Origin of the sequence: Sediminibacterium ginsengisoli (assembly GCF_900167075.1) — a bacterium.
GTDB classification, from domain to species: Bacteria; Bacteroidota; Bacteroidia; order Chitinophagales; family Chitinophagaceae; genus Sediminibacterium; species Sediminibacterium ginsengisoli.
On record NZ_FUWH01000001.1, the window covers coordinates 266,394 to 290,551 of the forward strand.

The 24,158-nt window shown below is 46.2% G+C and carries 26 protein-coding genes; 15 read left to right on the forward strand and 11 right to left on the reverse strand.

Going from position 1 to position 24,158, the window contains the following annotated elements:
• Positions 1 to 157: 157 nt before the first annotated feature.
• On the reverse strand, positions 158 to 2,407 hold the full coding sequence (locus tag B5D42_RS01315; protein WP_078829614.1) for a RelA/SpoT family protein: 2,250 nt from the start codon (positions 2,405 to 2,407) through the stop codon (positions 158 to 160).
• A gap of 135 nt (positions 2,408 to 2,542) precedes the next feature.
• Here B5D42_RS01315 and B5D42_RS01320 point away from each other — a divergent pair, with 135 nt between their 5' ends.
• The 6 genes from B5D42_RS01320 (at position 2,543) to atpA (ending at position 8,728) form a co-directional block, all read left to right on the forward strand.
• Positions 2,543 to 4,360: an ABC transporter ATP-binding protein gene (locus B5D42_RS01320; RefSeq protein WP_078829615.1), complete on the forward strand. Its 1,818-nt coding sequence runs from the start codon at positions 2,543 to 2,545 to the stop codon at positions 4,358 to 4,360.
• Positions 4,361 to 4,518: 158 nt separating this feature from the next.
• The gene (gene atpB / locus B5D42_RS01325) at positions 4,519 to 5,667 is read left to right on the forward strand and encodes a F0F1 ATP synthase subunit A (RefSeq protein ID WP_078829616.1); all 1,149 of its coding nucleotides are present in this window, start codon (positions 4,519 to 4,521) and stop codon (positions 5,665 to 5,667) included.
• 38 nt (positions 5,668 to 5,705) lie between these two features.
• Positions 5,706 to 5,918: an ATP synthase F0 subunit C gene (gene atpE, locus B5D42_RS01330; RefSeq protein ID WP_078829617.1), complete on the forward strand. Its 213-nt coding sequence runs from the start codon at positions 5,706 to 5,708 to the stop codon at positions 5,916 to 5,918.
• An 84-nt stretch (positions 5,919 to 6,002) separates the two neighbouring features.
• On the forward strand, positions 6,003 to 6,512 hold the full coding sequence (gene atpF, locus B5D42_RS01335) for a F0F1 ATP synthase subunit B (RefSeq protein ID WP_078829618.1): 510 nt from the start codon (positions 6,003 to 6,005) through the stop codon (positions 6,510 to 6,512).
• 43 nt (positions 6,513 to 6,555) lie between these two features.
• Positions 6,556 to 7,119: an ATP synthase F1 subunit delta gene (atpH, locus tag B5D42_RS01340; protein WP_078829619.1), complete on the forward strand. Its 564-nt coding sequence runs from the start codon at positions 6,556 to 6,558 to the stop codon at positions 7,117 to 7,119.
• 31 nt (positions 7,120 to 7,150) lie between these two features.
• Positions 7,151 to 8,728 carry a F0F1 ATP synthase subunit alpha gene (atpA, locus tag B5D42_RS01345; protein WP_078829620.1) on the forward strand — a complete coding sequence of 526 codons (1,578 nt, stop codon included), beginning with the start codon at positions 7,151 to 7,153 and terminating at the stop codon, positions 8,726 to 8,728.
• A gap of 67 nt (positions 8,729 to 8,795) precedes the next feature.
• Here atpA and B5D42_RS01350 read toward each other — a convergent pair whose 3' ends face one another.
• The 3 genes from B5D42_RS01350 to B5D42_RS01360 all read right to left on the reverse strand — a co-directional run bounded on the left by B5D42_RS01350 (position 8,796) and on the right by B5D42_RS01360 (position 11,664).
• Positions 8,796 to 9,869 carry a M56 family metallopeptidase gene (locus B5D42_RS01350; protein ID WP_078829621.1) on the reverse strand — a complete coding sequence of 358 codons (1,074 nt, stop codon included), beginning with the start codon at positions 9,867 to 9,869 and terminating at the stop codon, positions 8,796 to 8,798.
• 4 nt (positions 9,870 to 9,873) lie between these two features.
• Entirely contained in the window at positions 9,874 to 11,091 is a 1,218-nt protein-coding gene (locus B5D42_RS01355; RefSeq protein ID WP_176112870.1) for a TlpA family protein disulfide reductase, read from the reverse strand.
• Positions 11,092 to 11,295: 204 nt separating this feature from the next.
• Positions 11,296 to 11,664, reverse strand: a complete 369-nt coding sequence (locus B5D42_RS01360) for a BlaI/MecI/CopY family transcriptional regulator (RefSeq protein ID WP_078829623.1) — start codon at positions 11,662 to 11,664, stop codon at positions 11,296 to 11,298.
• A 130-nt stretch (positions 11,665 to 11,794) separates the two neighbouring features.
• Here B5D42_RS01360 and B5D42_RS01365 point away from each other — a divergent pair, with 130 nt between their 5' ends.
• The 6 genes from B5D42_RS01365 (at position 11,795) to B5D42_RS01390 (ending at position 16,642) form a co-directional block, all read left to right on the forward strand.
• On the forward strand, positions 11,795 to 14,002 hold the full coding sequence (locus tag B5D42_RS01365; protein ID WP_078829624.1) for a TonB-dependent receptor: 2,208 nt from the start codon (positions 11,795 to 11,797) through the stop codon (positions 14,000 to 14,002).
• Positions 14,003 to 14,026: 24 nt separating this feature from the next.
• Complete coding sequence (locus tag B5D42_RS01370; RefSeq protein WP_078829625.1) at positions 14,027 to 14,305, forward strand: 2TM domain-containing protein; 279 nt, start codon at positions 14,027 to 14,029, stop codon at positions 14,303 to 14,305.
• 26 nt (positions 14,306 to 14,331) lie between these two features.
• Positions 14,332 to 14,958: a hypothetical protein gene (locus tag B5D42_RS01375; protein ID WP_078829626.1), complete on the forward strand. Its 627-nt coding sequence runs from the start codon at positions 14,332 to 14,334 to the stop codon at positions 14,956 to 14,958.
• Between the two features lie 118 nt (positions 14,959 to 15,076).
• A complete protein-coding gene (locus B5D42_RS01380) occupies positions 15,077 to 15,664 on the forward strand; it encodes a hypothetical protein (RefSeq protein WP_078829627.1) in 588 nt (195 codons plus the stop codon).
• 5 nt (positions 15,665 to 15,669) lie between these two features.
• Complete coding sequence (locus B5D42_RS01385) at positions 15,670 to 16,359, forward strand: hypothetical protein (protein ID WP_078829628.1); 690 nt, start codon at positions 15,670 to 15,672, stop codon at positions 16,357 to 16,359.
• A complete protein-coding gene (locus B5D42_RS01390) occupies positions 16,352 to 16,642 on the forward strand; it encodes a winged helix-turn-helix domain-containing protein (protein WP_078829629.1) in 291 nt (96 codons plus the stop codon). The genes B5D42_RS01385 and B5D42_RS01390 overlap by 8 nt, the downstream gene beginning before the upstream one ends.
• An 8-nt stretch (positions 16,643 to 16,650) precedes the next feature.
• Here the strand turns inward: B5D42_RS01390 and B5D42_RS01395 are convergent, their stop codons facing one another.
• On the reverse strand, positions 16,651 to 17,532 hold the full coding sequence (locus B5D42_RS01395; protein WP_078829630.1) for an aldose 1-epimerase family protein: 882 nt from the start codon (positions 17,530 to 17,532) through the stop codon (positions 16,651 to 16,653).
• The gene (gene pdxA, locus B5D42_RS01400; RefSeq protein ID WP_078829631.1) at positions 17,533 to 18,636 is read right to left on the reverse strand and encodes a 4-hydroxythreonine-4-phosphate dehydrogenase PdxA; all 1,104 of its coding nucleotides are present in this window, start codon (positions 18,634 to 18,636) and stop codon (positions 17,533 to 17,535) included. It abuts the gene before it with no gap.
• A gap of 96 nt (positions 18,637 to 18,732) precedes the next feature.
• On the opposite strand from pdxA, the gene rsmA reads away from it, so the two are divergent.
• Together rsmA and B5D42_RS01410 are read left to right on the forward strand one after the other, a co-directional pair.
• Positions 18,733 to 19,488, forward strand: coding sequence for a 16S rRNA (adenine(1518)-N(6)/adenine(1519)-N(6))-dimethyltransferase RsmA (gene rsmA, locus B5D42_RS01405; protein ID WP_078829632.1), 756 nt, complete (start codon positions 18,733 to 18,735; stop codon positions 19,486 to 19,488).
• 24 nt (positions 19,489 to 19,512) lie between these two features.
• Positions 19,513 to 20,445: an NAD(P)-dependent oxidoreductase gene (locus B5D42_RS01410; protein WP_139366936.1), complete on the forward strand. Its 933-nt coding sequence runs from the start codon at positions 19,513 to 19,515 to the stop codon at positions 20,443 to 20,445.
• Here the strand turns inward: B5D42_RS01410 and B5D42_RS01415 are convergent.
• Genes B5D42_RS01415 through B5D42_RS01435 form a run of 5 tightly spaced genes read right to left on the reverse strand, consistent with a single transcriptional unit; the run spans position 20,442 to position 23,416 of the window.
• The gene (locus tag B5D42_RS01415; protein ID WP_078829633.1) at positions 20,442 to 20,645 is read right to left on the reverse strand and encodes a hypothetical protein; all 204 of its coding nucleotides are present in this window, start codon (positions 20,643 to 20,645) and stop codon (positions 20,442 to 20,444) included. The two genes, B5D42_RS01410 and B5D42_RS01415, sit on opposite strands and share 4 nt — an antisense overlap.
• An 8-nt stretch (positions 20,646 to 20,653) precedes the next feature.
• Complete coding sequence (locus B5D42_RS01420; RefSeq protein WP_078829634.1) at positions 20,654 to 21,340, reverse strand: GIN domain-containing protein; 687 nt, start codon at positions 21,338 to 21,340, stop codon at positions 20,654 to 20,656.
• A 10-nt stretch (positions 21,341 to 21,350) separates the two neighbouring features.
• On the reverse strand, positions 21,351 to 21,722 hold the full coding sequence (locus tag B5D42_RS01425) for a GntR family transcriptional regulator (protein ID WP_078829635.1): 372 nt from the start codon (positions 21,720 to 21,722) through the stop codon (positions 21,351 to 21,353).
• Between the two features lie 3 nt (positions 21,723 to 21,725).
• A complete protein-coding gene (locus B5D42_RS01430; RefSeq protein ID WP_078829636.1) occupies positions 21,726 to 22,565 on the reverse strand; it encodes a hypothetical protein in 840 nt (279 codons plus the stop codon).
• Between the two features lie 14 nt (positions 22,566 to 22,579).
• Entirely contained in the window at positions 22,580 to 23,416 is an 837-nt protein-coding gene (locus B5D42_RS01435) for an ABC transporter ATP-binding protein (protein WP_078829637.1), read from the reverse strand.
• Positions 23,417 to 23,596: 180 nt separating this feature from the next.
• On the opposite strand from B5D42_RS01435, the gene greA reads away from it, so the two are divergent.
• On the forward strand, positions 23,597 to 24,073 hold the full coding sequence (greA, locus tag B5D42_RS01440) for a transcription elongation factor GreA (RefSeq protein WP_078829965.1): 477 nt from the start codon (positions 23,597 to 23,599) through the stop codon (positions 24,071 to 24,073).
• The last annotated feature ends 85 nt before the right edge of the window (positions 24,074 to 24,158 follow it).

Sequence of the window (24,158 nt, forward strand, 5' to 3'; positions counted from 1 at the left end):
GCCGCAAAAATAAGCGATGCCACTGAGTAAAACGGAAATAGAAAAAATAAATTGACAAAAGTGCAAAAGAGGTTGAAAAGCCGTATAGTTATTGATGCCTGCAGGACCGCCGTACCAGGAATACCGCTTCCCGGCCACCTGTCTGCCACCCGGATCGTCAGCTCACGGTTTCCGCATCAAAACGCTCCACGGACTGGATGCCCTGCAATGATTTAAGACGCAGCACCAGTTCCTCCAGTTCTTCCTTGTCGTGCACGAACACTTTAATGGTACCTTCAAAAAGACCTTCCCTGGATTCGATGGTGAGCCCGGAGATATTGATCTTCAGATCGCCGCTGATCACATTCGTGATTTTATTGATAACACCCACATCATCGAGGCCCACGATCTTAAGTCCTGTGAGGAAAGAAATCTCTTTATTCTTGGCCCATTTCGTTTTTACCACCCTGTGACCGTAATTGGCCATTAACTGCGCCGCATTGGGGCAGCTGGTACGGTGGATGATGAGGCCTTTGCCAACGCTCACGAAACCGAATACGTCATCACCCGGTATCGGATTGCAGCATTTGGCAAGCGTATACATGATCTTATCGCTGCTTTCGCCGAAAATGATCAGTTCCGAATCTTTCCGGGAATATTGCCTGGACGGGTCCGCCGCAATGTCCGGTATCACCGGTTTGGGTTTGGGGATCTCTATTTTATCGCCCAGTACCTGGAAGTCTTTCAGCTCTTTCAGGTCTATCTGCTTGGTAGCAATCCGGTAATTCAGGTCCAGCGAAGATGGCACTTTATAAAACTGTACCAGTTCATCGATATTATGCTGGTTATAAGCGGCACCGATCGATTCCAGTCTGCGCTGCAGCACATATTTTCCGTCTTCCGCGATCTTTCTCTTCTCTTCGCGCAGCGCGTCTTTGATCTTATTTTTCGCCTTAGCCGTTACTACTATATTCAGCCAGTCTTCCGAGGGCTTCTGTTTGTTGCTGGTAATGATCTCCACCTGGTCGCCGCTGCGGAGCTTATGGCTGATGGGAACCAGTTTATGGTGCACTTTGGCGCCGATACATTTGGTACCGATGGCCGAGTGGATGGCAAAGGCAAAATCGAGCGCGGTGCTGCCTGTGGGTAGCATTTTGACTTCGCCCTTGGGCGTATAAACATAGATCTCTTCTGCGAGGAAAGAGGTTTTAAAATCCTGCAGGAAATCCACACCGTCTGTATCCTGTGTGGTCAGCACTTCCCTGATCTGCCCGAACCATTTGTCGAAGCGGTCTTCATCATTGCTGCCTTCCTTGTATTTATAGTGTGCTGCAAGGCCTTTTTCGGCGATCTCATTCATACGTTTGGTACGGATCTGTACTTCCACCCATTTTCCCTGCGGACCCATCACCGTGGTATGCAAAGCCTCGTAACCGTTGCTTTTGGGATTGCTGAGCCAGTCGCGCAGCCGTTCAGGAGACGGCATGTATTCGTCCGTGATCATGGAATACACTTTCCAGCAATCTTCTTTTTCTTTTTCCTGCGGCGAATCTAGGATCACACGGATAGCGAAGAGATCATATACTTCCTCGAAGGACACGCCTTTTTTCTTGATCTTGTTCCAGATGGAGTGAATGCTTTTCGGGCGGCCGTAGATTTCGAAATTGAAACCTGAGTTCTGCAGTTTATCTTTCAGCGGCCGGATGAATTCATTGATATACCTGGTACGTTCACGTTTGGTTTCGGCCAGCCTTTTTGCGATCTCGCGGTAGGCTTCGGGCTCCAGGTACTTCATGGAAAGATCTTCCAGTTCTGTCTTGATATTGTACAGCCCCATCCTGTGTGCCAGCGGTGCATAAACCCATACTGTTTCCGATGCGATCTTCAGCTGTTTTTCCTGCTTCATACTGTCGAGCGTACGCATATTGTGCAGGCGGTCGGCCAGTTTGATCAGGATCACGCGCGGATCGTCGGTAAGGGTGAGCAGGATCTTCTTGAAGTTCTCGGCCTGCTGCGAGCTGTTGGTGTCCATTACCGTAGAGATCTTGGTAAGACCGTCTACAATACGCGCGATCTCGGTCCCGAATTCCCTTTCAATATCTTCCAGGCTGATATCGGTATCTTCCACGGTATCGTGCAGGAGGGCGCAGATGGTACTGCGGACGCCCAGACCGATCTCTTCCACGCAGATCATGGCAACGGCGATGGGATGCAGGATATAAGGTTCGCCGCTTTTACGCCGCATGGTTTTATGGGCATCTGCGGCCATTTCAAACGCATGCCTGAGCAATTCCTTGTCGCCTTTCTTGAGTTTGGGACGTAAAGCCCTCAGCAAGGCACGGTAATGCCTTACGATCTCTTTCTTTTCCTGCTCGGGATTGAGGTTATAGGTAGGTAATGCTGCTGCGCCGCCGGTTGTTTGCTCCATATCGATACGAAATTAAGAATAAGTAGTTAGTAATGGACAGGCAGGCAGCTGCGGATAGGAGCGGATATAAATTAACGGTCAAAATTCCATAACCGGCAGGTTCGCAGCTGTGAATCCCGTTAACTTTGCCGTTCAATGAGTGATACGCCCAAAAAAAAGGTTTTCGACTTCTCGCTGCTCGGCAGGATATTCCGGTTTGTAAGGCCATACAGGTCATTTTTCTATATCAGCCTGCTGCTGGCTGTAGTGATGGCACTGTTTGCGCCGGTGCGGCCATACCTGATCCAGCTGACGGTGCACAAAGCCACAGGCAAGCCGGTTGATATCCCGGGCTGGCTCGATTTCCTGCTTTTCAGTACCGAACTGAATGATGCCACAAGGTTTATTATCGCTGTAACTATTTTCCAGGTGATCTTTCTTTTCGTGGAAACGGCTGTCCGTTTTGTATTCACGTTCATTACGGCCTCCATGGGGCAGAGTGTGGTAAAAGACATGCGGAATACGGTGTATAAGAAGATCCTGGGGTTAAACCTTGCGCAGTTTGACAAAACCCCGATCGGTACACTGACCACCCGCACCATCAACGATATAGAAAGTATCAACGATATTTTTTCAGACGGACTGATCCCTATCATAGCAGACCTGCTGACAATCGTGGCAACATTGGTGACGATGTTCTGGATGGACTGGAAGTTAACACTGATCAGTCTTGCGCCGTTCCCGATCATGATCGCTGCAACGTATTATTTTAAAGAAAGCGTAAACAAAAGTTTTATACGCGTAAGGAATGCGGTAGCGGCCCTGAATGCATTTGTACAGGAACATATTACGGGAATGCAGGTGGTGCAGGCATTTGCGGCGGAAGACCGGGAAATGGACAAATTCAAAAAGATCAATTCCGAGCATCGCAATGCGAATATCAAAGCCATTTTTGCTTATTCCGTGTTTTTCCCGCTGGTGGAAGTGGTGCTGGCGCTGAGTACGGGTCTGCTGGTGTGGTGGATCGCCGACAGGTCGCTGGACGCGGGCCTGCTGGTGGCGTTCATTCTCTACCTGAATCAGATCTTCCGTCCTTTACGCGTGATCGCTGATAAGTTCAACGTGCTGCAGATGGGTATGATTGCGGCAGAAAGGGTGTTTAAGGTGCTGGATAATACCGACGAGATGGCTCCGCAGCAGGATAACGCGTATGCACCGGAAACGATCAGGGGCGAAATAGCGTTCGAAAAGGTCTGGTTTGCCTATACGGATGAAAATTATGTGCTGAAAAACATCGATTTTACGGTAAAAGCGGGAGAAACGGTAGCGCTGGTAGGGCATACGGGTAGCGGAAAAACATCTATTATCAGCTTGCTGAACAGGTTATATCATATACAGAAAGGAGAAATCCGCCTGGATGGCGTGAATATAGAAGCGTACGATCTGGACCGGCTGCGCGGAAGTATAGGTGTGGTGCTGCAGGATGTATTTCTGTTTTCGGGTTCTGTAATCGATAATATAACCCTGCGAAACCCGGCCATTACGCGGGAGCAGGTGATCCATGCGGCGAAAATGATCGGGGTGCACGATTTTATCATGCGGTTGCCGGGGAATTACGACTATAACGTAATGGAGCGTGGAAATACGCTGAGCCTGGGGCAGCGGCAGCTTTTATCGTTCATCCGGGCCCTGTTATATGATCCGGCCGTACTGATCCTGGATGAGGCCACTTCATCCATAGATACGGAAAGCGAGCAGCTGATCGAAAAAGCGATCGATACGCTGATCTCCGGGCGTACATCGATCGTGATTGCACACCGTTTATCTACGATCCGCAAGGCAGACAAGATCATTGTGCTGGATAAGGGCGAGATCCGGGAAGTGGGCAATCATGAAGAGTTGCTGCAGATGGGCGGCTTCTATGCACGCCTGCACGAAATGCAGTTTGAGAAAAAGAACAGTCCGGCTGCCTGATCAGTGTTATTTATACACATCCCGCAGCTTTTTATGGCGGCAGGGCGGTGCTTCCTGCTGCAGAACCGGCAAACCTCAATTTTTTCTGATTATTCCGCCGGTTCAAAGTCATTTTTCACCGTCACACCCTTATCTTTGCCGCAAATTTCGAGACAGGTATGGCCCGCAGAAGTGTACAATCTTTACTGGTAGCGACTTTCAGCCTTTTTTTGGCCACTTTTTCTACTGCAACATATGCGCAGCATGATACTGCCCAACATGAAGCAACAGCAGAAGTGAGCAGCCATGAGAAGAAAGAAGGCGAATTCAATGTAACGGAAACCATCCTTGAGCACCTTAAGGATGATCACAGCTGGCATTTATGGGGTCATACATCCCTGCCTTTGCCGGTGATCCTTTATTCAGATAAAGGTCTGGAAGTCTTTTCTTCAGCCAACCTGGTAGATGAGCACCATGCACCGGCTGTTTACAACGGTAATTATGCTTATAAGACCATTGAAGGCAAGATCAGGGTTGTAAATCCTGACGGAGCGGTGAATACCGAATTGTCTGCGAAAGTCTGGGATTTCTCCATTACTAAGAACGTAGCATCTTTATTGCTTACTGTAACGATCCTGCTGCTGATCTTCCTGAGTGTGGCATCGGCATACAGGAAAACTGGTGTAAAAACGGCGCCTAAAGGATTGCAGTCGCTGATGGAACCGATCATTCTTTTTGTACGTGATGAAGTAGCGAAGCCGAATATCGGCCATCGTTATGCGAAATACATGCCATTCCTGTTAACCGTGTTCTTCCTGATCCTGATCAATAACTTTCTGGGTCTGGTACCGTTCTTCCCCGGTGGAGCGAACGTGAGCGGAAACATTGCGTTTACCATGACGCTGGCAGTATTTGTATTTCTGCTGGTGAATTTCAGCGGAAACAAAACTTACTGGGAACATATTTTCTGGATGCCGGGAATGCACTGGAGCATGAAGCTGTTCCTTGCGCCGATTGAGCTGGTAGGCATCTTTACCAAGCCGATCTCGCTGATGATCCGGTTGTTTGCGAATATCACGGCGGGTCACATCCTGGTATTGAGCCTGGTGTGCCTGATCTTTATCTTTAAAACGGTATATGCGTCAGTGGTGGCGGTACCATTCGTGGTATTTATCAGTGTGATCGAGTTGCTGGTTGCATTCCTGCAGGCATATATCTTTACAATGCTGGCGGCGATGTATATCGGAATGGCAACAGAAGAGCATCATCATGAGGGAGATCATGAGCCGCATTACAACGAGACAGACTTAGAAAAAGTACATCATTAATCATAACTTTTTTTCAATAACAATTAAAACGTAACAAAATGGTAGTAGGAAGTGTTGCCGCAATTGGTGCAGGTATAGCTGCTATCGGTGCCGGAATCGGTATCGGTCAGATCGGTAAAGGTGCTGTAGAAGGTATCTCCCGTCAGCCTGAAGCTGCTAACGACATCCGTGCAAGCATGATCGTAGCTGCCGCCTTCGTAGAAGCGGTTGCTCTGTTTGCAGTGGTAGTTGCCCTGTTGGGTAATGGTTAATCCGCAAAAACATTATACAGGTCCGAAGCAAAGGGCGGAGGACCTGTATGATCTTTTCAAATTCAAGTTACACAAACGTTATTTATGTTATTAGAGATAAATCCTTTGGTATTGCCTGATATCGGGCTTGTTTTCTGGAGCACCATCGCATTCCTGGTATTGCTGTTTGTATTGGGCAAATTTGCCTGGAAGCCAATCATGAAGGCGATCAATGAGCGTGAGAAAGGTATTGAAGATGCGCTGGCAAAGGCAGACAGGGTAAAAGCTGAAATGGTAGCCCTGCAGAGTGAAAACGAGGCCATGCTGGCCAAAGCCCGTGAAGAAAGGGCAATCCTGCTGAAAGAAGCAAAGGAAACTTCGGATAAAATACTGGCTGAAGCGAAAGATAAAGCCAAAGCTGAATATGACAGGATCGTTGCAGATGCACAGCTTGCCATTACACAGCAGAAAAATGCGGCATTGACCGATGTGAAGAACCAGGTAGGTGCGCTGGTGGTAGACGTGGCGGAGAAGGTTTTACGCCGTGAACTGGCCAACAAGGCAGACCAGGAAAACTATATCAGCGAGCTGACCAAAGATGTTAAGCTGAACTAATCTCAGCAGAAAAAATTCTTAATTTCTAATTCGTTCTCCAATCATGCCAAACCCACGTTTAGCTGACAGATATGCCAAGAGCCTGGTAGACCTTGCCAGGGAAAAAGACCAGCTGGAAGTAGTGCATACCGATATGCAGTATGTAGTGGCATTATGTAATGCAAGCGCAGAGCTTGTATCACTGCTGCGTAGCCCGATCATCAAGGCAGATCAGAAAATGGCGATCCTGGATGCGCTGATCAAAGGAAAAGTAGGCGAACTCACTGCGGCGTTTATCCGCCTGCTGGTGCAGAAAGGCCGCGAATACGACCTGCCGGAAATGGCAACAGCCTTTATCAACCAGTATAACAGCATCAACGGAATCCATAAAGTATTGCTGACAACAGCCGTACCTGTAACCGATGAGATCCGTAATGCCATCACCGACAGGCTGAAAAAAGAGAAAGGACTGGAAAAAATACAGCTGGATACAAAAACAGATGAAAGCCTGATCGGCGGATTTGTGCTTGAATTCAACAACAACCTGGTAGATGCCAGTATACTGCGTGATCTGAACGATATCCGCAAGCAATTCAGCCAGAATCACTATGTACAATCAATACGATAATCAATAAACCCTAATTTTTAAATACATAATCATGGTGGACATTAAACCTGATGAGATATCAGCGATACTGAGGCAGCAACTCAGCAATTTCAATGCTTCTGCTGACCTGGAAGAGGTTGGTACCGTATTGCAGGTGGGTGACGGTATTGCCCGCGTTTACGGCCTGAACGGCGTAAGAAGTGGTGAACTGGTAGAATTTGAAAATGGTGTAAAAGCCATTGCGCTTAACCTGGAAGAAGATAATGTGGGTGTGGTATTGATGGGTGAGAGCGGAGATATTAAAGAAGGCGCCAAAGTAAAACGTACCGGCAAGATCGCTTCCATTAAAGCGGGAGAAGGTGTTGTAGGACGTGTAATCAATACACTGGGTGAACCAATCGATGGTAAAGGCCCTATCACCGGAGAACTGTACGAAATGCCGCTGGAGCGTAAAGCACCGGGCGTTATCTACCGCGAGCCGGTTAAAGAACCACTGCAAACCGGTATCAAAGCCATCGACGCGATGATCCCTGTGGGCCGTGGCCAGCGTGAGCTGGTGATCGGTGACCGTCAGACCGGTAAGACCGCGATTTGTATCGACACCATCATCAACCAGAAAGAATTCTACGATGCAGGAAAACCTGTATACTGTATATATGTGGCAGTGGGCCAGAAAGCGTCTACCGTTGCAGGTGTGATGAAAACCCTGACCGACAATGGCGCGATGGCATATACTACCATCGTATCAGCATCAGCTTCAGATCCGGCTCCGCTGCAGTTCTACGCACCATTTGCGGGCGCAGCGATCGGGGAGTACTTCCGCGATACCGGCCGTCCTGCACTGATCATTTATGATGACCTGTCGAAGCAGGCCGTAGCATACCGTGAGGTATCACTGCTGCTGAGAAGGCCTCCGGGACGTGAAGCATATCCTGGTGACGTATTCTACCTGCACAGCCGTCTGCTGGAAAGGGCTGCAAAAGTGATCAACAACGATGCTGTTGCGAAGAATATGAATGACCTGCCTGATTCTATCAAACACCTGGTAAAAGGTGGCGGTTCACTCACTGCACTCCCGATCATTGAAACACAGGCTGGTGACGTATCAGCTTATATCCCAACCAACGTGATCTCGATCACCGACGGTCAGATCTTCCTGGAAGGTAACCTGTTCAACGCAGGTATCCGTCCGGCGATCAACGTAGGTATCTCTGTAAGCCGTGTGGGTGGTAACGCGCAGATCAAATCCATGAAAAAAGTATCGGGTACCCTGAAACTCGACCAGGCCCTTTACCGTGAGCTGGAAGCGTTCTCGAAATTCGGTGGCGACCTCGATGCTGCAACCAAATCAGTAATTGATAAAGGTGCACGTAACGTGGAAATCCTGAAGCAACCACAGTACACTCCGTTCAGCGTTGAAAAACAGGTAGCGATCATCTATCTCGGAACCCAGGGTCTGCTCCGCGAAGTAGCCGTGAAGAACGTGAAAGAATTCGAATCACACTTCCTGATGGAAATGGAGAACAAACTGCCGGATGTTCTGGCTGAGTTCAAGAAAGGTAACCTGCCTGATGACGGTGTTAAGAAAATGACCGACCTGGCCAAGAGCCTGGTTCCTCAATACAAATAAGCAACGCTTATATAAAATATCAAGCGCCGGATCTGATCCGGCGCTTTTTTATTGTACAGAACTGAGATCACCTGGTTACAGGAGCTGGTAAATCTCCGTATTTATTCTGCAGTAAAAGCACATCATTTTTTTTCGACAGGTCAAAACTTTCAATCCGTTCACCGGTAAAATACAGTTCAACAATGGTTGTCTTTTTTTTCCAATAGATGAGTAAGAGGTCGGTATGTGCAGTGAAGAATTTTTTGCGTTCCGCATCCATGCGATCGTCCCTGTGCAGGATTACCCTGTAATTAAACGGAGGACTGGCAGCCGGAAGTTGCTGAAACAAAAATACCAGTGCTGTTACAGGCAGCAATAACCACATACGATGTCTGTTATTGTTATATGGTTTGTTCATCATACTTATACGCTGTTTTAAGGGAATGCTATGTAAGGAGTTTGCAAAAGCAAAAGACTTTCCCTGCAGGGCGCCAAGTAATAAATACTGGTACTCCTTTTTGTTGTAACCGCTGTTGATCACTTCCCGGTCTGCAATAAATTCGAGATTAGTTCTTATCGCATTCCGTGTGAACCAGGCAAAAGGATTGATCCAGTTTATAATAATCAATATTTCGGCAAATAATATATCCAGTGTATGCCATTGACCTGCGTGTGCCATTTCATGGCGGAGTACAGCAGCTGGTATATCCTGCAGCCCGCCTGGTATATATACAGAACGTCCGATGCTGAAAGCCTCAGTGCCCTTGGATAAACGATAGATACTGATGCCGTCTTTATCAGCGATCCATTCCGCTGAGTTTCTGAATACCAGGTAGGAGATCCATTGTAATAACAATCTTAACAACAGCAAGGCACTTACCAGCAGGTATACCCAAAAGATAACCCGCAGGGGCAGACTTTGTTGCGGAGAGGGTAAGTTTTTCAGTAATGCCTGCTTTGCAGGAGTAATGGTTTTGTAAAACACACCGGTAATGCTGCCGGAACCAGGCAATGATAAAGGGAACAGAAACGGAAGCAATAAAACAACGGGATATAATAAGAGGAAGAACCGGTTGAATGTATACCATGTTGTTTTCCGTAGTAATAGGAAGTAAAAACTGAAAGATATCGCCAACGCAAGATTGAAGAAATAAACTGTCATGTAGTTACTGTTTTAAAGCATTTCGGATCTGTTGTGCGAGTTCTACAGGGTTGTTGGATGGAGTTGCCATAAAAATATTCCCGTTGCGATCGATCAGGCAGGTGGTGGGATAACCGTTTACCTTGTAATCTTTTACAACTGCATGCTGTATCTGCTGGTTTTGGGTAAAAACATGATAGCCCTGGATTTTTCTTTTCTGTAATGATTCTTTCCATACAGGTTCACTATCTACCGAGATACAAAGAAACACAACGCTGTCGCTGCCGAACTGTTTCTTCACCGATGAAATGTTTTCGAATAAAGCATGACAGGGGCCGCAGGCTTCATACCAGAAATCGATCAGCACCACCTTACCACGGAAGTCGCTGAGTGTTACTTTTTCTCCTTTTGTATTGGTGAGCGTAAATGAAGGTGCAGGCATGCCTTTTCTGAACACATGCAAATCACGGAACAATGCACTAATATATTCGCGGTAAGCAAGGTCTTCCCGCGAATGGTAAATAGTAGAGATCAGTTTTTCCAGGTCCTCTGCCTGGTTAAGTTTAGCCAGATCGTTCTCAAGGAATAATGTGAATACGGGAGTTTTCAAAGCGCCAGGTAATACAGAATCGAGATAACTGTATTTGGACGGCAGGTCTTTTCCGGATGTACCAGACATTTTTCTGGCATCGTATTCCATGAAAAGTGTATTAAAAACTGCATTGATATAAGAGGAGGAAAAGGCAAGGGATTCATCGAACTGCAGCATGTTACTAATGGCGGCTGTTGCAGCCGGCGATAGTTCAGCAGTTCTTTTCTTCAGTGTTTCCTCACGGCTTTCGTGGTATACCATGCCAACACTTCTGTATTTGTTTGCGCTGATATTTGCTTTGAGATCAGCCTGTAATATTCGCAAGCTTTCCTTGCTCAAAAAGGGTTTGACAGAATCCAGCTTTGTCTGAAATACAGTTCCGATACTGTCGGTGAAATTCAGAAGATTATCGAATGGATAGGGCTGGTTGCGGGATAACCCAGCGCGTTGTGATAGTTTCCGGTAAATGTCTAACGTTCTCCAGCTGTTGACGTAATCAAATTTCTGTGCACCCTTACCGTTGATGCTAAGTGTATTGCGGAAGTCGTTTGCATCGTAAGAAAAATAAAGACTGTCGCCAGGTTCTATGAGTCCGCTTACATAATTAATACCTTCCTGCGTGTAAACACTAACAGGACCAGTTACAGCCAAAAAGCTACTGAAGCGCCCATTTATGAGTGGAATAGTAAAAGACCTGCTCTTTCGCAAAACCGGGTCATCGGATATTACTATTTTAACCGAATCCTCCTTGTGATTCATAATGGTGCCGCTAATCCATGCACCTGTTTTTTGTTGTTGTGCGGCTAATGAAAAACATGGAAGAAGGAGGGTTACAATGAGTAGTCGGCGCATGATTTATTGTTTGGGTTCTGAATCGTTTTCGATCATATCGATCATCCTGCGGAGTTCCTCCGGGCTGACCTCTTTTTCTTTTATAAAGAAAGAAACCATTTCCTTGTATGAATTGGCAAAATAATCCGCGGCAAACCGTTTCATGCAATGCCGGGTATAGGCTTCCCGCGATATAGATGGCTGGTATACATTTACGTTGCCGATCATGCGCGAACTAAGAAACCCCTTTTTCTCCAGGTTCTTTATGGTGGAAGCCAGGGTAGTATACGGAACAGCTGCCGGCATCAGTGCCAGGAAAGCTTTGATATGTCCTTCCCCGTTTTTCCAGACTGCCTGCATGGCTTCTTCTTCCTGTTTGGTCAGTTTTTCCATCTACGAACTTTTCGTAAATATAATGAAATGATCGTAGCAAGCAAATCTATTTCAGGATAAAAAAATTTAAATAATAGTTTGGTTTATAAAATAAACTATTCTATGTTTGTCTCATCAAAACAAAAATGAGATGAAAAAGTTGACGCTCCTGGCTTTACTGGTACTGCTGACAACCCTGGTTAATGCACAGGTAAAGATTACCGGAACTGTAAAAGACGCGAAGGGACATGTGATCCCCGGTGCAAACGTTGCCATCAGGGGTTCTTATGATGGCACCACTGCTGATTCAAGCGGTATGTTTTCATTCAAAACAACTGAGAAGGGCGACCAGGTATTGGTTGCATCAAGCATAGGTTATAAAACTGCTGAACAGGCGATCCGGATCGAGAAAGCAGATCTCAGTTTCCTGTTTGCTTTAAAAGAAGAAGTGAGCGAACTGAAAGCGGTTACCGTTACGGCGGGCAGCTTCGAGGCCGGAGATAAAAAGCGTGCTGCTACGGTATTATCCTCCCTGGATATACTTACAACAGGCGGTGCCAATGCCGATATCACTGCGGTGGTAAAAACACTGCCAGGTGCACAGCAGGTGGGCGAGCAGGAAGGTCTGTTCGTGCGTGGAGGTGCAGGTTATGAAGCCAAACAATTTATAGACGGTACACTGGTAAATAATCCTTTCCAGGCGAGCGTGCCCGATATCGCATCGCGCGGTCGTTTTTCTCCGAGCATATTCAAAGGTACTATATTCAGCACCGGTGGTTATTCTGCCTTGTATGGCCAGGCACTTTCTTCTGCGCTGATCATGGAGAGCATCGATATCCCGGACAGGTCTGAAGCAACGGTATCCCTTTCTACCGTATTTGTTGGTGCCGGTATGCAGAAAGTGGCAGAAGATAAAAAATCATCCTGGGGTGTAAACTATGGTTATACCAACCTGATCCCTTATTTCGCGGTGGTAAAACAGAAACCTGATTATTTCCGCATTCCTCAGTTTCATTCTGCCGATGGTAATTTCCGTTTCAAAACGAAAAAAGGCGGTATGGTTAAATATTATACCACTTTCGGCGCAAGTGATCTTGGCCTGCGCAGGGAAAATATCAACGATGCTTTGCTGAAGAATGCTTTTGGTCTTCGCAACACAAACTGGTACAATAACCTGAGCCTGCGCGAAAGCCTGGGTAACGGCTGGAAACTCAACCTAGGCCTGAGTTACAGCACAGATCACAGCAAACTGCAGAACCAGATCCAGGATCAGAATAATAACCCTTACACTTCCGGAATGGTCTGGATCGACAGTACCAACTTCAACCTTACCACAAGGGCAGACCTGAGCCAGGTAAAAGCGGTGTTCGATAAAAGGCTGAGCGGTATCAGTGTGATCCGTTTCGGTGGTGAGTACATGTATTTTTATAATACTAACCTGTACAATGGTTACAAATCATCACTCACAGATCATTTCAAATCTTTGTTCAGTGAGGCGGATCTGTATATCACCAATGACCTCGCTGCAAAAGTGGGTGCAAGGTTCGAACACTCGTCACTGATCAATAAAGCGAATATCGCACCACGTCTTTCTCTTGGCTACAAAACAGGAAAAGGTGCGCAGATGGGTCTTGCGTATGGTATTTTCTACCAGAAACCAGAGAACAGTTATCTCTACGCCACTACCAATTTCGGTTATACAAAGGCGACACATTATATCCTCAATTATATCAAAAACACCACATTGCAAACCTTCCGCGCAGAAGTGTTCTACAAGAAATATGAAGATCTTGTAAAAACCTTCCCAACCTATAACAATGCCGGAACCGGTGATGCAAAAGGTGTGGAATTTTACTGGAGGGATAAAAAAACCTTCAAGGGACTGGATTACTGGATCAGCTATTCTTATCTTGATACCAAACGTGATTACCTGAACTATCCACGTGAACTGCAGCCTGGTTTCGCGGCCAATCATACCGCTTCACTGGTATTGAAGAAATTTGTGAACAGCATCAATACCGGCTTCAACTTCACGTATTCATTCGCAACCGGAAGACCTTATTATAACCTTGTGAAGAATGGCAACCAGTACAATATCGCAGATGAGGGCAAGACGATCAATTACAACAACCTTGGTTTCAGCATGAACTACCTTACCAAAATGGGTAAAGCATACGCGGTGGTAGTTGCCTCAGTAACCAACGTTCTCGACAGCAAGCAGATCTTCGGTTACAACTATTCTTACAATGGCGCACGCAAAGAAGCCATACAGCCTCCGGCTCCGCAGTTCTTCTTTGTGGGTTTGTTCCTGAGCTGGGGTGTTGACAGAAGGGATGATGCTATCAACAATAACCTTTAATAACCTGACTAAAAAATATAAACCATGACCACACAACAACAAAAAGACGAAATGCTCTGGCAGATGGCTAAAGCCAGGGTCGCTTTCAGATGGAGTGCCTGTTCTTACCTGCTGGTAAATGCCATGCTGGTGGCAATCTGGTTCCTGACTTCCGATCATGCAAATCATTATTTCTGGCCTATCTGGCCGATGATGGGTTGGGGCTTAGGCCTGGCTTTCCAGTATTTCCGGGCTTATCATGGCAACGGTCTTGCAATGACCGAACTGGAATATGAAAAATTACGTCAACAGAACAATCAATAATATTTTTAAATTATCAACTTAACACTATGAAACACTTACTCGTCATCGTCAGCGTATTCTTCGCGGTTCAGCTGGCTGCACAATCCCGTTACGAATCAGGCATGCAGAAAGGACTGGAACAACTAAAGGAAGCGAAAACAGCAGACGACATGATCGCAGCATCCGGTTTTTTTGAAAGGATCGCTGATGCGGAGAAAGACAAATGGCTGCCGTATTATTATGCCGCTTATGCCAATCATATTTCCGGCTGGATGAATGCAAAAGCAGATAAAGACAAAGTTTCTGAAAAAACAAAAGACCTGCTGGGTAAGGCGGAAGCGATTGAGAGGAACAGCGACACTTATTGCCTGCGCCAGATGGTTGCGGTAATGCAGATGACTGTTGACCCGATGGCCAGGTACCAGAGCTATGGTGCCGAAGCGGCAAATGCACTGGCGAGTGCTAAAAAAGCAGATCCGGCCAACCCGCGCGTTTACCTGATCGAAGGGCAGTATATGAAAAATGTACCTGAAGCGTTCGGCGGGGGAAAAGCAGTAGCAAAAAAGCTGGCTGAAAAATCACTGGAACTGTTCGCTACGGCAAAACCTGCTTCTCCTTTTCATCCTTCATGGGGTAAGGATCAGGCAGAACAACTGTTAGCTGCTTGTCAATAACTTGCTTCCTTAATTGATCCGTTCAGTTAAAGCATATTTTATCTTTATCGTTTCGGTTTGCATTGCGCTTTGATAGCGCAATGCAGACTGTTTTAAGACCGCATCTCAAACCGATCGTATGGATAATAAAAAATTATCGCCGCAGGAAAGCCTTGACCTGATCCAGTCGATGGTGCAGCAAGCGAAACAAAAAGCCAGCGACAACAGCTTTTATTTTCTTTTCTGGGGCTGGCTCGTTTTTGCCTGCTGCCTGCTGCAGTTTGTGATGAAAGCTATATTGCATTACCCGCAGCATTATCTCGTATGGTGGGCAATGCCATTAGGTGGTGTGATCAGCGGTATCTATAGTTTCAGGCAATCCAGGACCAGGCAGGTCAGATCATTTATTGACGATGCATTATCCAGTTTCTGGATCAGCATTGCCATTGCCTTTTTTGTACTGGCCATTATTAATGTTTACACTACTGCCTGGCAGAACGCATTCACGTATTACATTCTTTTATATGCAGTGGGCACTTTTGTTTCAGGGCAACTGTTACGTTTCAAACCGCTGGTCATAGGAGGATTGATTAACTTTGTACTTGCTGCTGTCTGCGCCCGGCTTAATTATGATTACCAGTTACTGGCAGGAGCGGCGGCTTTGCTTGTCAGTTATATAATACCCGGCCATTTATTGCGCAGCCGCTACAGGAACAACAAAAATTGAAATCAATGTCTGATTCACGTGATTTAACAGAACAGGAAAGTCTTGCCCTGATCAGTAATATGATCCAGAAGGTAAAAGCGAGTCACCATGATACCGGTATCACTTCACTGATGTGGGGAACCGTTGTAACACTGGCTTCACTGGTCACTTACCTGCAGCGCGAATTTGAATTTAAAATCGGTTTCGATATCTGGCTGATCGTATTTGCGGCTATTATCCCCCAGGTGATCATCACCCTCCGTAAAAGAAGACAGATCAAAGTTGTGAAATATGAGGATGCGGCACTGGATGCGGTTTGGCTTGCTTTTGGTCTCAGTATTTTTGGTCTTACTGTTTACCAGAATATCGTTCCTTATGCTACGGTGACTCTGAGCCATGAGGAAGGCTGGCAAATGGTAAAACATTATACCGATGGATCCGGCAAACCTGATGAAATACTACGTCCTTTTCCGTTAAGCATATATTCCATTTATATCCTGCTGTATGCAGTACCTACACTGGTGACCGGTATCACTAAAAAATTCAGGTACATGATCCTGGGTGCCATACTTTCCTATGTTGCATTTGTTATCTCCTGTTACACCGCTTCAAAATACGATATGCTGCTCGGCGCTATTGCCGCTGCCTTCTGCTGGCTGATCCCTGGTATTATCATCAGGAGGAAATACCTGGCTCAAAGAAAAGCTGATGTTTAAAGAACTGGATCCCATATTACACTCGCAGCTAAGGCTGGCAGTCATGAGCCTGCTCATTGGCGTAAAGGAGGCAGAGTTTACTTTTATCAAAGAGAAAACGAATGCTACTGCGGGTAATCTGAGTGTGCAGGTTCAAAAGCTGAAAGAAGCTGGATATATTGAAGTGCTGAAACAATTCAAAGACAACTACCCCCAAACCACCTGCAAAGTCACTCCCAAAGGCATTGAAGCTTTTGAAGCCTACGTAAAAGCATTGCAGCAATATTTACAGGTAGGAAAATAACCGCGCAGTTAAAAAACGGTAATACGCCAGTTACAGTCAGACGCCTGCCCCGCTTCCAGGCGCTGAATACCTTCTTTGTCTTCCAGTTTCCCGGTCGCTATCTCACTATCGGCGATACCGCACCAGGGTTCTATACAAACAAAATCTGCATTTTTACTGCTCCAGATACCCATATAAGGAAAGCCCGCGAATTGTACAGTAAGACCGTGTGAAGACCTGTGGCTTCTGATGGATATGCTGTCTGATGCAAGGTTCTTGAATACCAGCGCATCGCCGGAAAACAATTCTTTTGTTAACGGGATGCTGTTGTTACCGTTGAAGAAAGGAACCGGCTCACGCGCAATAACACCTTCGGGCAATACCGGCCATTTCCCGGCAGTTTCATTGTGGCTGAAAACAAGCTGCCAGTCGCTGTAAGCTGTTTCTGCCGTTAATGGTATTGCAAAAGCAGGATGCGCCCCTACAGAAAAAAACAGAGGCGACGTGCCTGTGTTCTCTGTTTTATAATGCACATCGAGTGTTGTTTCCGATAAGGTATAAATGATGGAGAAACGAAACCGGAACGGGTATACAGCAAGTGTTGCAGCAGAATGCGATAACGTGAATGTGAGCTTTGTTTCCGTTTGTTCCGTACATTCAAAATCCTGTTCTCTTGCAAAGCCATGCCTGCCGAGCTGGTAGCTTCTGCCTTCAAATTCATAAGTGCCGTTCTTCAGGCCGCCTACGACCGGAAACAGTACCGGGCTTTTTTTGCCCCAGAATGCCGGGTCGCCCTTCCACATATATTCAAGGCCATTATCCAGGCGGCGTATGCTTTGCAGTTCAGCGCCTTTGGCGGCAACAGTTACAGAAAGCACTTTATTGGTTAATGTAAACGTACCGTTGCTCATTTATTTCTCGGTTTCTTCTGCCAGTCTTTCATCCACTGCGTTTGCCAGCAATCTCGCACTCATCTTGCGCATCGGGTTCTGGCGCATTTCTGCGTAACCATTTCTTTTTGCAAGGATATCGATACATGCAAAAGTTGCTGCCAGGAACGAACTGTGATCTGCTTTGCCTTTACCCGCAATATCGAATGCAGTACCATGGTCAGGGCTGGTCCTTACGGCATTCGCTCCCAGTCCTGCGGTATAATTAACCCCTTCCCCGATCGCGAGTGATTTGAATGGGATCAGCCCCTGGTCGTGGTACATGGCCAGTACGGCATCGAATTTTTCATGCTGACCTCTTGCAAAGAATGCATCGGCGCTGTATGGTCCGAAAGCAAGCATATGGTGTCTTGCTTCTTTCACTGCCGGTTTGATGATCGTCTCTTCTTCCTTCCCGATCAATCCTTCATCCCCTGCATGCGGATTCAGCGCAAGTACTGCTATTTTAGGTTTATCAATACCGAAATCCTTCTGCAGGCTGCTGTGCATGATGCGCAGCTTGCTCAGGATGTTTTCTTTTGTAATATGGCTGGCTACATCAGACAGCGTTACATGTTCCGTTACCAGGCCTACACGGATATTATCTGCCAGCATGAACATCACCACATCATTTACACCGAACAGTTCTTTGAGATAGGGTGTATGACCGCTGTGTCTGAATGCTTCCGACTGGATATTCTTTTTATGAATGGGCGCAGTTACCAGTCCATGGATCTGACCTGCTTTTAATGCATTGGCCGCATCCTGGAGTGAAAGCAGCGCATATTTACCGCCGGTCTCGTTCAGCTGACCGGGCGTAATGGCCACTTCTTCCTCCCAGCTGTTGTAGATATTCACCTGTTTGGGGTTCAGCCTGGAGAGGTCTTTGCTGCTGCTGTAATTGAAATTTATATCTGCAAGTCCTTTACGGTAAAAGTTCAGGGCTTTGTTGTTGGCAAAAACAACAGGGGTGCAGAAATCCAGCAGCCTGTGATCGGCAAGTGTTTTAAGGATCAGTTCGAGGCCGATCCCGTTTAAGTCGCCACAGGAAAAGCCGATCACCGGTTTTTGCATTTCATTACTCATCGCAAATGATTTAAGGCGTAAAAGTACAGATTATACTTCATGAAAGCGAAAACCAGCTGCGCCGGCACTCTCAGATGATTGACCTATTTTTGTAGCATGGAGTATACGCTGAAAAAATCGCTGGGCCAGCATTTCCTGAAAGATGAGCAGGTTTGCCGCAATATTGTAGCTGCGCTGCAGGAACACGACCTCAGCCAGTTACTGGAAGTTGGTCCGGGCGGTGGCGCACTCACCAAACACCTGCTGCCACTGGCCAACGTGGATTTTAAAGCTGTTGAGCTGGATGAGGAAAAAGTGATTTATCTTAAACATACCTATCCCGTTTTAAAAGACAGGATCATCCATGCAAGTATTCTTGACGTGCCGCCGCCATTCAGCGGTAGTTTTACGGTAGTCGGGAATTTTCCTTATAATATCTCATCACAGATCCTTTTCCGTATGCTGGAATGGAAAGACCAGGTACCTGTGATGGTAGGTATGTTCCAGAAAGAGGTGGCCGACAGGGTTGCATCCGGCCCGGGCACAAAGGATTACGGTATACTGAGCGTACTGGTACAGGCTTTTTACGATGTAACCTACCTGTTCGATGTGCCGCCCGAAAGTTTTAACCCGCCCCCAAAAGTCATGAGCGGGGTGATCAAACTGGTAAGACGCACTGAATCCTATAACATGAAAAGCGAACGTGCCCTGTTTGTGCTGGTAAAAGCTGCATTCGGCCAGCGCCGCAAAATGTTGCGCAATCCGCTGAAAGGCATGTTCGATAAGGAAGTACTGGCAGAGGAAATATTCAGTAAGCGGGCGGAGCAATTGAGTGTTGCAGATTTTGCAGCGCTTACTTTTCGTATGAAATAAAACAAGCAGTAAAACTGCCATAACATGAATCTGAAACCGAAAGTAATTATAACGGCCCCCACACATGAGATCCTTGTAACCAGGCTAACTGAAGCCGGTTATGAAGCTGTCTGTAAACCTGATGTCACTTACCAGGAACTGAGCGATTGTATCGGAGAGATGACCGGCCTGATTGTTACCACCAGGCTGAAGATCGATGCGCCACTGCTTGAAAAAGCAACACAGCTGAAATGGATCGGTCGATTGGGCAGTGGCATGGAGCTGATAGATGTTGCAGCAGCAACGGCGCTTGGTATCCGCTGCGAGAGCAGTCCTGAAGGCAACCGTAATGCCGTGGCGGAACATACGCTGGCACTGGTGCTGAACCTCATGAACAGGGTCGGGAAAAGCCAGCAGGAGATCCGTGAGGGCAAATGGCTGCGTAATGAAAACCGTGCCGATGAACTGACCGGTAAAACCGTTGGTGTGATTGGTTTCGGGAATACGGGTATGGCATTTTCGCATTTGCTCGCACCCTTTAATGTGGATGTACTTGCTTTCGACAAGTACAAGACCGTTTTCAGTTCGGGTTATGTACGGGTGGCATCGCCGGAACAGGTAGCTGCTTCGTGTGATGTAATCAGCCTGCATCTGCCGCTGAGCGAAGAAACATTCCATTTTGCCAACGAAGCCTTTTTCAATTCGCTGGAAAAAAAACCTTATTTCGTTTCCACCTGCCGTGGGAAAGTAACAGATACCCATGCATTGATCAACGCATTGAAGAATGGCAAACTCAAAGGAGCTGCGCTCGATGTGCTGGAGAACGAAAAACTGGAAACCTATACAGCAGAGGAAAAGCAACGGCTCAACTGGTTACTCGAACGCCCCGATGTGATCATCACACCGCATATAGCCGGCTACAGCCACGAAGCATATTACAGGATGGCAACCGTATTGCTGGATAAGCTTGGTATTTAAGTATCACTGTCTTCTTTCACCGGCCTGTTTTCCATTTTGTAATACACCCAGCAGAACAGCAGTACAAAGGCAGCTTTGGCCTGAACGGGTAACTGACGCATACAGTCTGCATCCCTGCAAACCAAGGGTAGCAGGAATACAGCTGCCACCAGGAAGCATCCAAAAAAGAAATAGCCGGGAATATCCTGTTTCTGTTTCATAATCGGGATCAGGGCTTTTTCAGTCCGGTATTAAAACTTTTCATCGCGCGGCCGCTGAGCTGAATGGTAGCAGAATCGCCGGCAGAGAAAAGGTTGTTTGCAAAGAATACATCGCTTGCGCTGAACCTGCTTTTCTGACCAATACTGATATTGGCCTGCGGAATGGTATCAGTACCCGTAACAGCCACCGATGCTTTGTCCGCGGCATTTATATCCAGTTGCTGAACCTTTATATCCGCCAGTTTAATTTCAGCCTTACCACTCGCAGATACCGCCAGTATTTGTGTACGATCGCCTTTTAATGAGATCTGGTGATTGCTGGCTGTTATGCTTTTTAACTCCGCTGTATAGAGATCACCGAGGAATGCGGAATAACGTTTTTCAAGACTGTCTTTCGCAAGGATATAAAGCGTATCGTTCCTGACCGTTAACGTTACAGGTAACTCTTCTTCTGAAAAGCTGCTGGAGATTTCGGATTTGCTACCTTGGTTTACAGAGATCCTGTAATTCTCATTGGAGGCATTTGTTATGTTTTCCTTCCATACAATATGAGAAAAAGCAGGCAGTGCACGTGTACTGGATACAGGAGTGATCCTGTTGTTTTTATATTCAGATTGTATTTTAAAGTTAGCAGTGGCCAGTGTTGCTACGAACATTAATAAAGCAAGGGTGATGGTAAGATTGCTTTTTTTCATTGTAACGGTTTTATAACTTGTTGTCGGATTGGTATTGATTGAATTTTTCCTGCAGTTCGGTAAAGGAAATATTCAGCAGGCTGAGTGTTTTGAATAAACGTAACAGTTCATTATTAAAGAATTCCTGTTTCAGCAGGGTATGGGCCTGTTGTTTTCCGTCGCCGGCAACAAAATAACCGATACCTCTTTTATTCGTAATGATCCCCTGTGCCTGCAGGTATTCGAATGTGCGCATCACGGTATTAGGATTCACTTCAAGCTGAACGGCCATTTCCCTTACAGAAGGGATGCGTTCCTCCTCAGCAAACTGGTTGTTCAGGATCCGTTCACAGATCATTTCTGCGATCTGCAGGTAGATAGGTTGTTGCGAATTAAATTCCATGCATTACACCTGTTTTTCTTTCAGTTTAAAATAGCTGGCAGTCCAGAAGCAAATAAACAGCATACCAGCAATAAATCTAGGTATGAAATAATTCCATGATTCCGGCAGATTCACATAACCCGTAGCGATGAATTCATCCTGTCCTTTCGTTTCCATCAGTCTCGCTCCTTCATTGTAAAAAGTTCCTTTGGGCATACTTTCCTGCGGAATAATTCCTTTGAGATGATGATAATTTCCCCAGATCAGCACAAAGCCTGCAGCTATTACGCAGATCGTTGTTTTGATATAAGCCTGCTTTTCAAAACAAAGCGAACCATAATGCGCAACACTGCTCAGAATAACAGCAATTATGATCATCTGCCTGGCTTTGATTGTATCCAGCGGATATACTTTTGCAGTGAATGCTTCCGCATATTCCGGCGTTACATTGGCCGGCATTTTATGAAAACTGTTGTACACATTGCATACGATCCAGTCTGCCGTATAAAAGACGCACAGGTATAACAGGAAAAAACCGATCTGCGTAATAATAAAAGAGACCAGCAGTTTTTCAGCAGAAGATGCAGGCAGTTGCAAAAACTGGATGCCTTTTGCTTTTTGCTGGAAGAACTGGTACGACATTGATGAGAAGATCGTTGTTGCAAACAGCATCCCCAGGAAAAATAGCGCTTCCTGCAACTGAAAAAGGAACCTGCTGTTGAGATTGGTGAGTATTACAATAAGGTAAAAGCTGAACAGGATGGCAAACAATGCCGCTGCAGATAAGAGGTAACGGCTTCTTTCCTCCCTGATATGTTTGCCGAACAGCAGGCCGAATCTTTTGAAACTGAAAATATTATTCATAATAATTGTCCTGGTTAATTGGTAAATAATGATTTCATCTGCGCACTGTTTTCCGTAACCGCATTAAAGAAGAGTTCAATATCCATACGGCTGTCATGCCTCTGCGCTTTATTCAGCATAACGGCAGAAGTACCCATCAGGTTGCTTTCGGTGTAAATACTGCCGGCAGCATCGGCTTCGTTGCTGAACTGGACAAAAGCCAGTTTCTCGGTAATGGTATCGATACCGGCGTTTACAAGCAGGGAGCCTTCGTCAACGATGAGGATACTGTCTATAAGATGATCGAGATCACGTACCTGGTGGGTACTGATGATCACGCAGCGTTCATCGGTCATGGCGGCTGCCATCATTTTCCTGAACTGGCGTTTGGATGGTATATCCAGGCCATTGGTCGGTTCATCCAGGATCAGCAGTTCGGTATTGGCGGCAATTCCCAGTGCGATCCAGGTTTTTTTCTTCTGACCATAACTCATTTGTTTGAGGCTTTTCAGCGGCACATCGAACTCGGTGAGCAGTTTCAGGAAAAGTTGTTTATCGAAGCGCGGATAAAAAGGAGCATAATCATCCGCAAATACTGTTACATTAATATCCGGGGTTTCAATTTCCTCCGGGATAAAGAATATTTTCTCCAGGAATGACGGTTGCCTTTTACGGGGCTCATAGCCCATGACCTGCACTTTACCATTAACCGGAAATACCAGTCCGCTGATGAGTTTGAGTAACGTTGATTTGCCGGCGCCGTTCTTGCCAAGCAGGCCATAAATATGGCCGGCTTCTACTTCCAGCTTCAGATCGCGGTAGAGCGACTGCTTTTTCCTGTAGCCGAAATGAACCGATGAAAAATGGATCATGTCTTAGTGTATTAGTGTTATAGTACACTGTAAAAATAAATAAACTTTTCAATGCGCCAAATTTTTCTGCGTGAGGGTTTAATTGGTTCTACAGGAAAGATTTTTTATTTTTGACGTTCTGCAACGCTGCAATCAAATGCGGCGTTGTATTTTTTTTACCCTTTTTTAAACCAAAAGAGTATGAGTGACGCAAATATGTATGTTACAAAGGAGACATTTGAGAAAATGCGTGAAGAATTGCAACGTATGAAATCAGTGGATCGTCCGGCCGCTTCAGCTGCTATTGCCGAAGCCAGGGAAAAAGGTGATCTGAAGGAAAATGCGGAGTATGATGCTGCCAAAGAGGCCCAGGGTATGCTGGAAGCCAAGATCAAACAGCTGGAAGGAACCATTGCCAATGCCAAGATTGTCGATACCAATGATATAGATACCAGTAAAGTTACTATTCTGACCAAAGTGACCATTACCAATATGGCTACCAAGAAAACCGTTACCTACCAGATCGTGGGTGAAAAAGAAGCTGATCTGAAACTGGGTAAGATTTCTGCCGGTTCGCCGATCGGTAAAGGACTGCTCGGAAAACTGAAAGGGGAAGTTGCTGAAGTACAGGCCCCTACCGGTATCATGAAATTCAGGATCGAAGACATTACGATTTAAAAGCTTGTATACATAATTGTATTGAAACAGCCGGCCTGCCGGCTGTTTTCTTTTTGCCGGCTGGATAAAAAGTGGCAATTTTCAT

Excerpts from the sequence above, each read along its gene's own strand:
- B5D42_RS01315 (WP_078829614.1), bottom strand. The coding sequence starts at position 2,407 with ATGGAGCAAACAACCGGCGGCGCAGCAGCATTACCTACCTATAACCTC.
- B5D42_RS01320 (WP_078829615.1), top strand. The coding sequence starts at position 2,543 with ATGAGTGATACGCCCAAAAAAAAGGTTTTCGACTTCTCGCTGCTCGGC.
- atpB (WP_078829616.1), top strand. The coding sequence starts at position 4,519 with ATGGCCCGCAGAAGTGTACAATCTTTACTGGTAGCGACTTTCAGCCTT.
- atpE (WP_078829617.1), top strand. The coding sequence starts at position 5,706 with ATGGTAGTAGGAAGTGTTGCCGCAATTGGTGCAGGTATAGCTGCTATC.
- atpF (WP_078829618.1), top strand. The coding sequence starts at position 6,003 with ATGTTATTAGAGATAAATCCTTTGGTATTGCCTGATATCGGGCTTGTT.
- atpH (WP_078829619.1), top strand. The coding sequence starts at position 6,556 with ATGCCAAACCCACGTTTAGCTGACAGATATGCCAAGAGCCTGGTAGAC.
- atpA (WP_078829620.1), top strand. The coding sequence starts at position 7,151 with ATGGTGGACATTAAACCTGATGAGATATCAGCGATACTGAGGCAGCAA.
- B5D42_RS01350 (WP_078829621.1), bottom strand. The coding sequence starts at position 9,869 with ATGACAGTTTATTTCTTCAATCTTGCGTTGGCGATATCTTTCAGTTTT.
- B5D42_RS01360 (WP_078829623.1), bottom strand. The coding sequence starts at position 11,664 with ATGGAAAAACTGACCAAACAGGAAGAAGAAGCCATGCAGGCAGTCTGG.
- B5D42_RS01365 (WP_078829624.1), top strand. The coding sequence starts at position 11,795 with ATGAAAAAGTTGACGCTCCTGGCTTTACTGGTACTGCTGACAACCCTG.
- B5D42_RS01370 (WP_078829625.1), top strand. The coding sequence starts at position 14,027 with ATGACCACACAACAACAAAAAGACGAAATGCTCTGGCAGATGGCTAAA.
- B5D42_RS01375 (WP_078829626.1), top strand. The coding sequence starts at position 14,332 with ATGAAACACTTACTCGTCATCGTCAGCGTATTCTTCGCGGTTCAGCTG.
- B5D42_RS01380 (WP_078829627.1), top strand. The coding sequence starts at position 15,077 with ATGGATAATAAAAAATTATCGCCGCAGGAAAGCCTTGACCTGATCCAG.
- B5D42_RS01385 (WP_078829628.1), top strand. The coding sequence starts at position 15,670 with ATGTCTGATTCACGTGATTTAACAGAACAGGAAAGTCTTGCCCTGATC.
- B5D42_RS01390 (WP_078829629.1), top strand. The coding sequence starts at position 16,352 with ATGTTTAAAGAACTGGATCCCATATTACACTCGCAGCTAAGGCTGGCA.
- B5D42_RS01395 (WP_078829630.1), bottom strand. The coding sequence starts at position 17,532 with ATGAGCAACGGTACGTTTACATTAACCAATAAAGTGCTTTCTGTAACT.
- pdxA (WP_078829631.1), bottom strand. The coding sequence starts at position 18,636 with ATGAGTAATGAAATGCAAAAACCGGTGATCGGCTTTTCCTGTGGCGAC.
- rsmA (WP_078829632.1), top strand. The coding sequence starts at position 18,733 with ATGGAGTATACGCTGAAAAAATCGCTGGGCCAGCATTTCCTGAAAGAT.
- B5D42_RS01410 (WP_139366936.1), top strand. The coding sequence starts at position 19,513 with ATGAATCTGAAACCGAAAGTAATTATAACGGCCCCCACACATGAGATC.
- B5D42_RS01415 (WP_078829633.1), bottom strand. The coding sequence starts at position 20,645 with ATGAAACAGAAACAGGATATTCCCGGCTATTTCTTTTTTGGATGCTTC.
- B5D42_RS01420 (WP_078829634.1), bottom strand. The coding sequence starts at position 21,340 with ATGAAAAAAAGCAATCTTACCATCACCCTTGCTTTATTAATGTTCGTA.
- B5D42_RS01425 (WP_078829635.1), bottom strand. The coding sequence starts at position 21,722 with ATGGAATTTAATTCGCAACAACCTATCTACCTGCAGATCGCAGAAATG.
- B5D42_RS01430 (WP_078829636.1), bottom strand. The coding sequence starts at position 22,565 with ATGAATAATATTTTCAGTTTCAAAAGATTCGGCCTGCTGTTCGGCAAA.
- B5D42_RS01435 (WP_078829637.1), bottom strand. The coding sequence starts at position 23,416 with ATGATCCATTTTTCATCGGTTCATTTCGGCTACAGGAAAAAGCAGTCG.
- greA (WP_078829965.1), top strand. The coding sequence starts at position 23,597 with ATGAGTGACGCAAATATGTATGTTACAAAGGAGACATTTGAGAAAATG.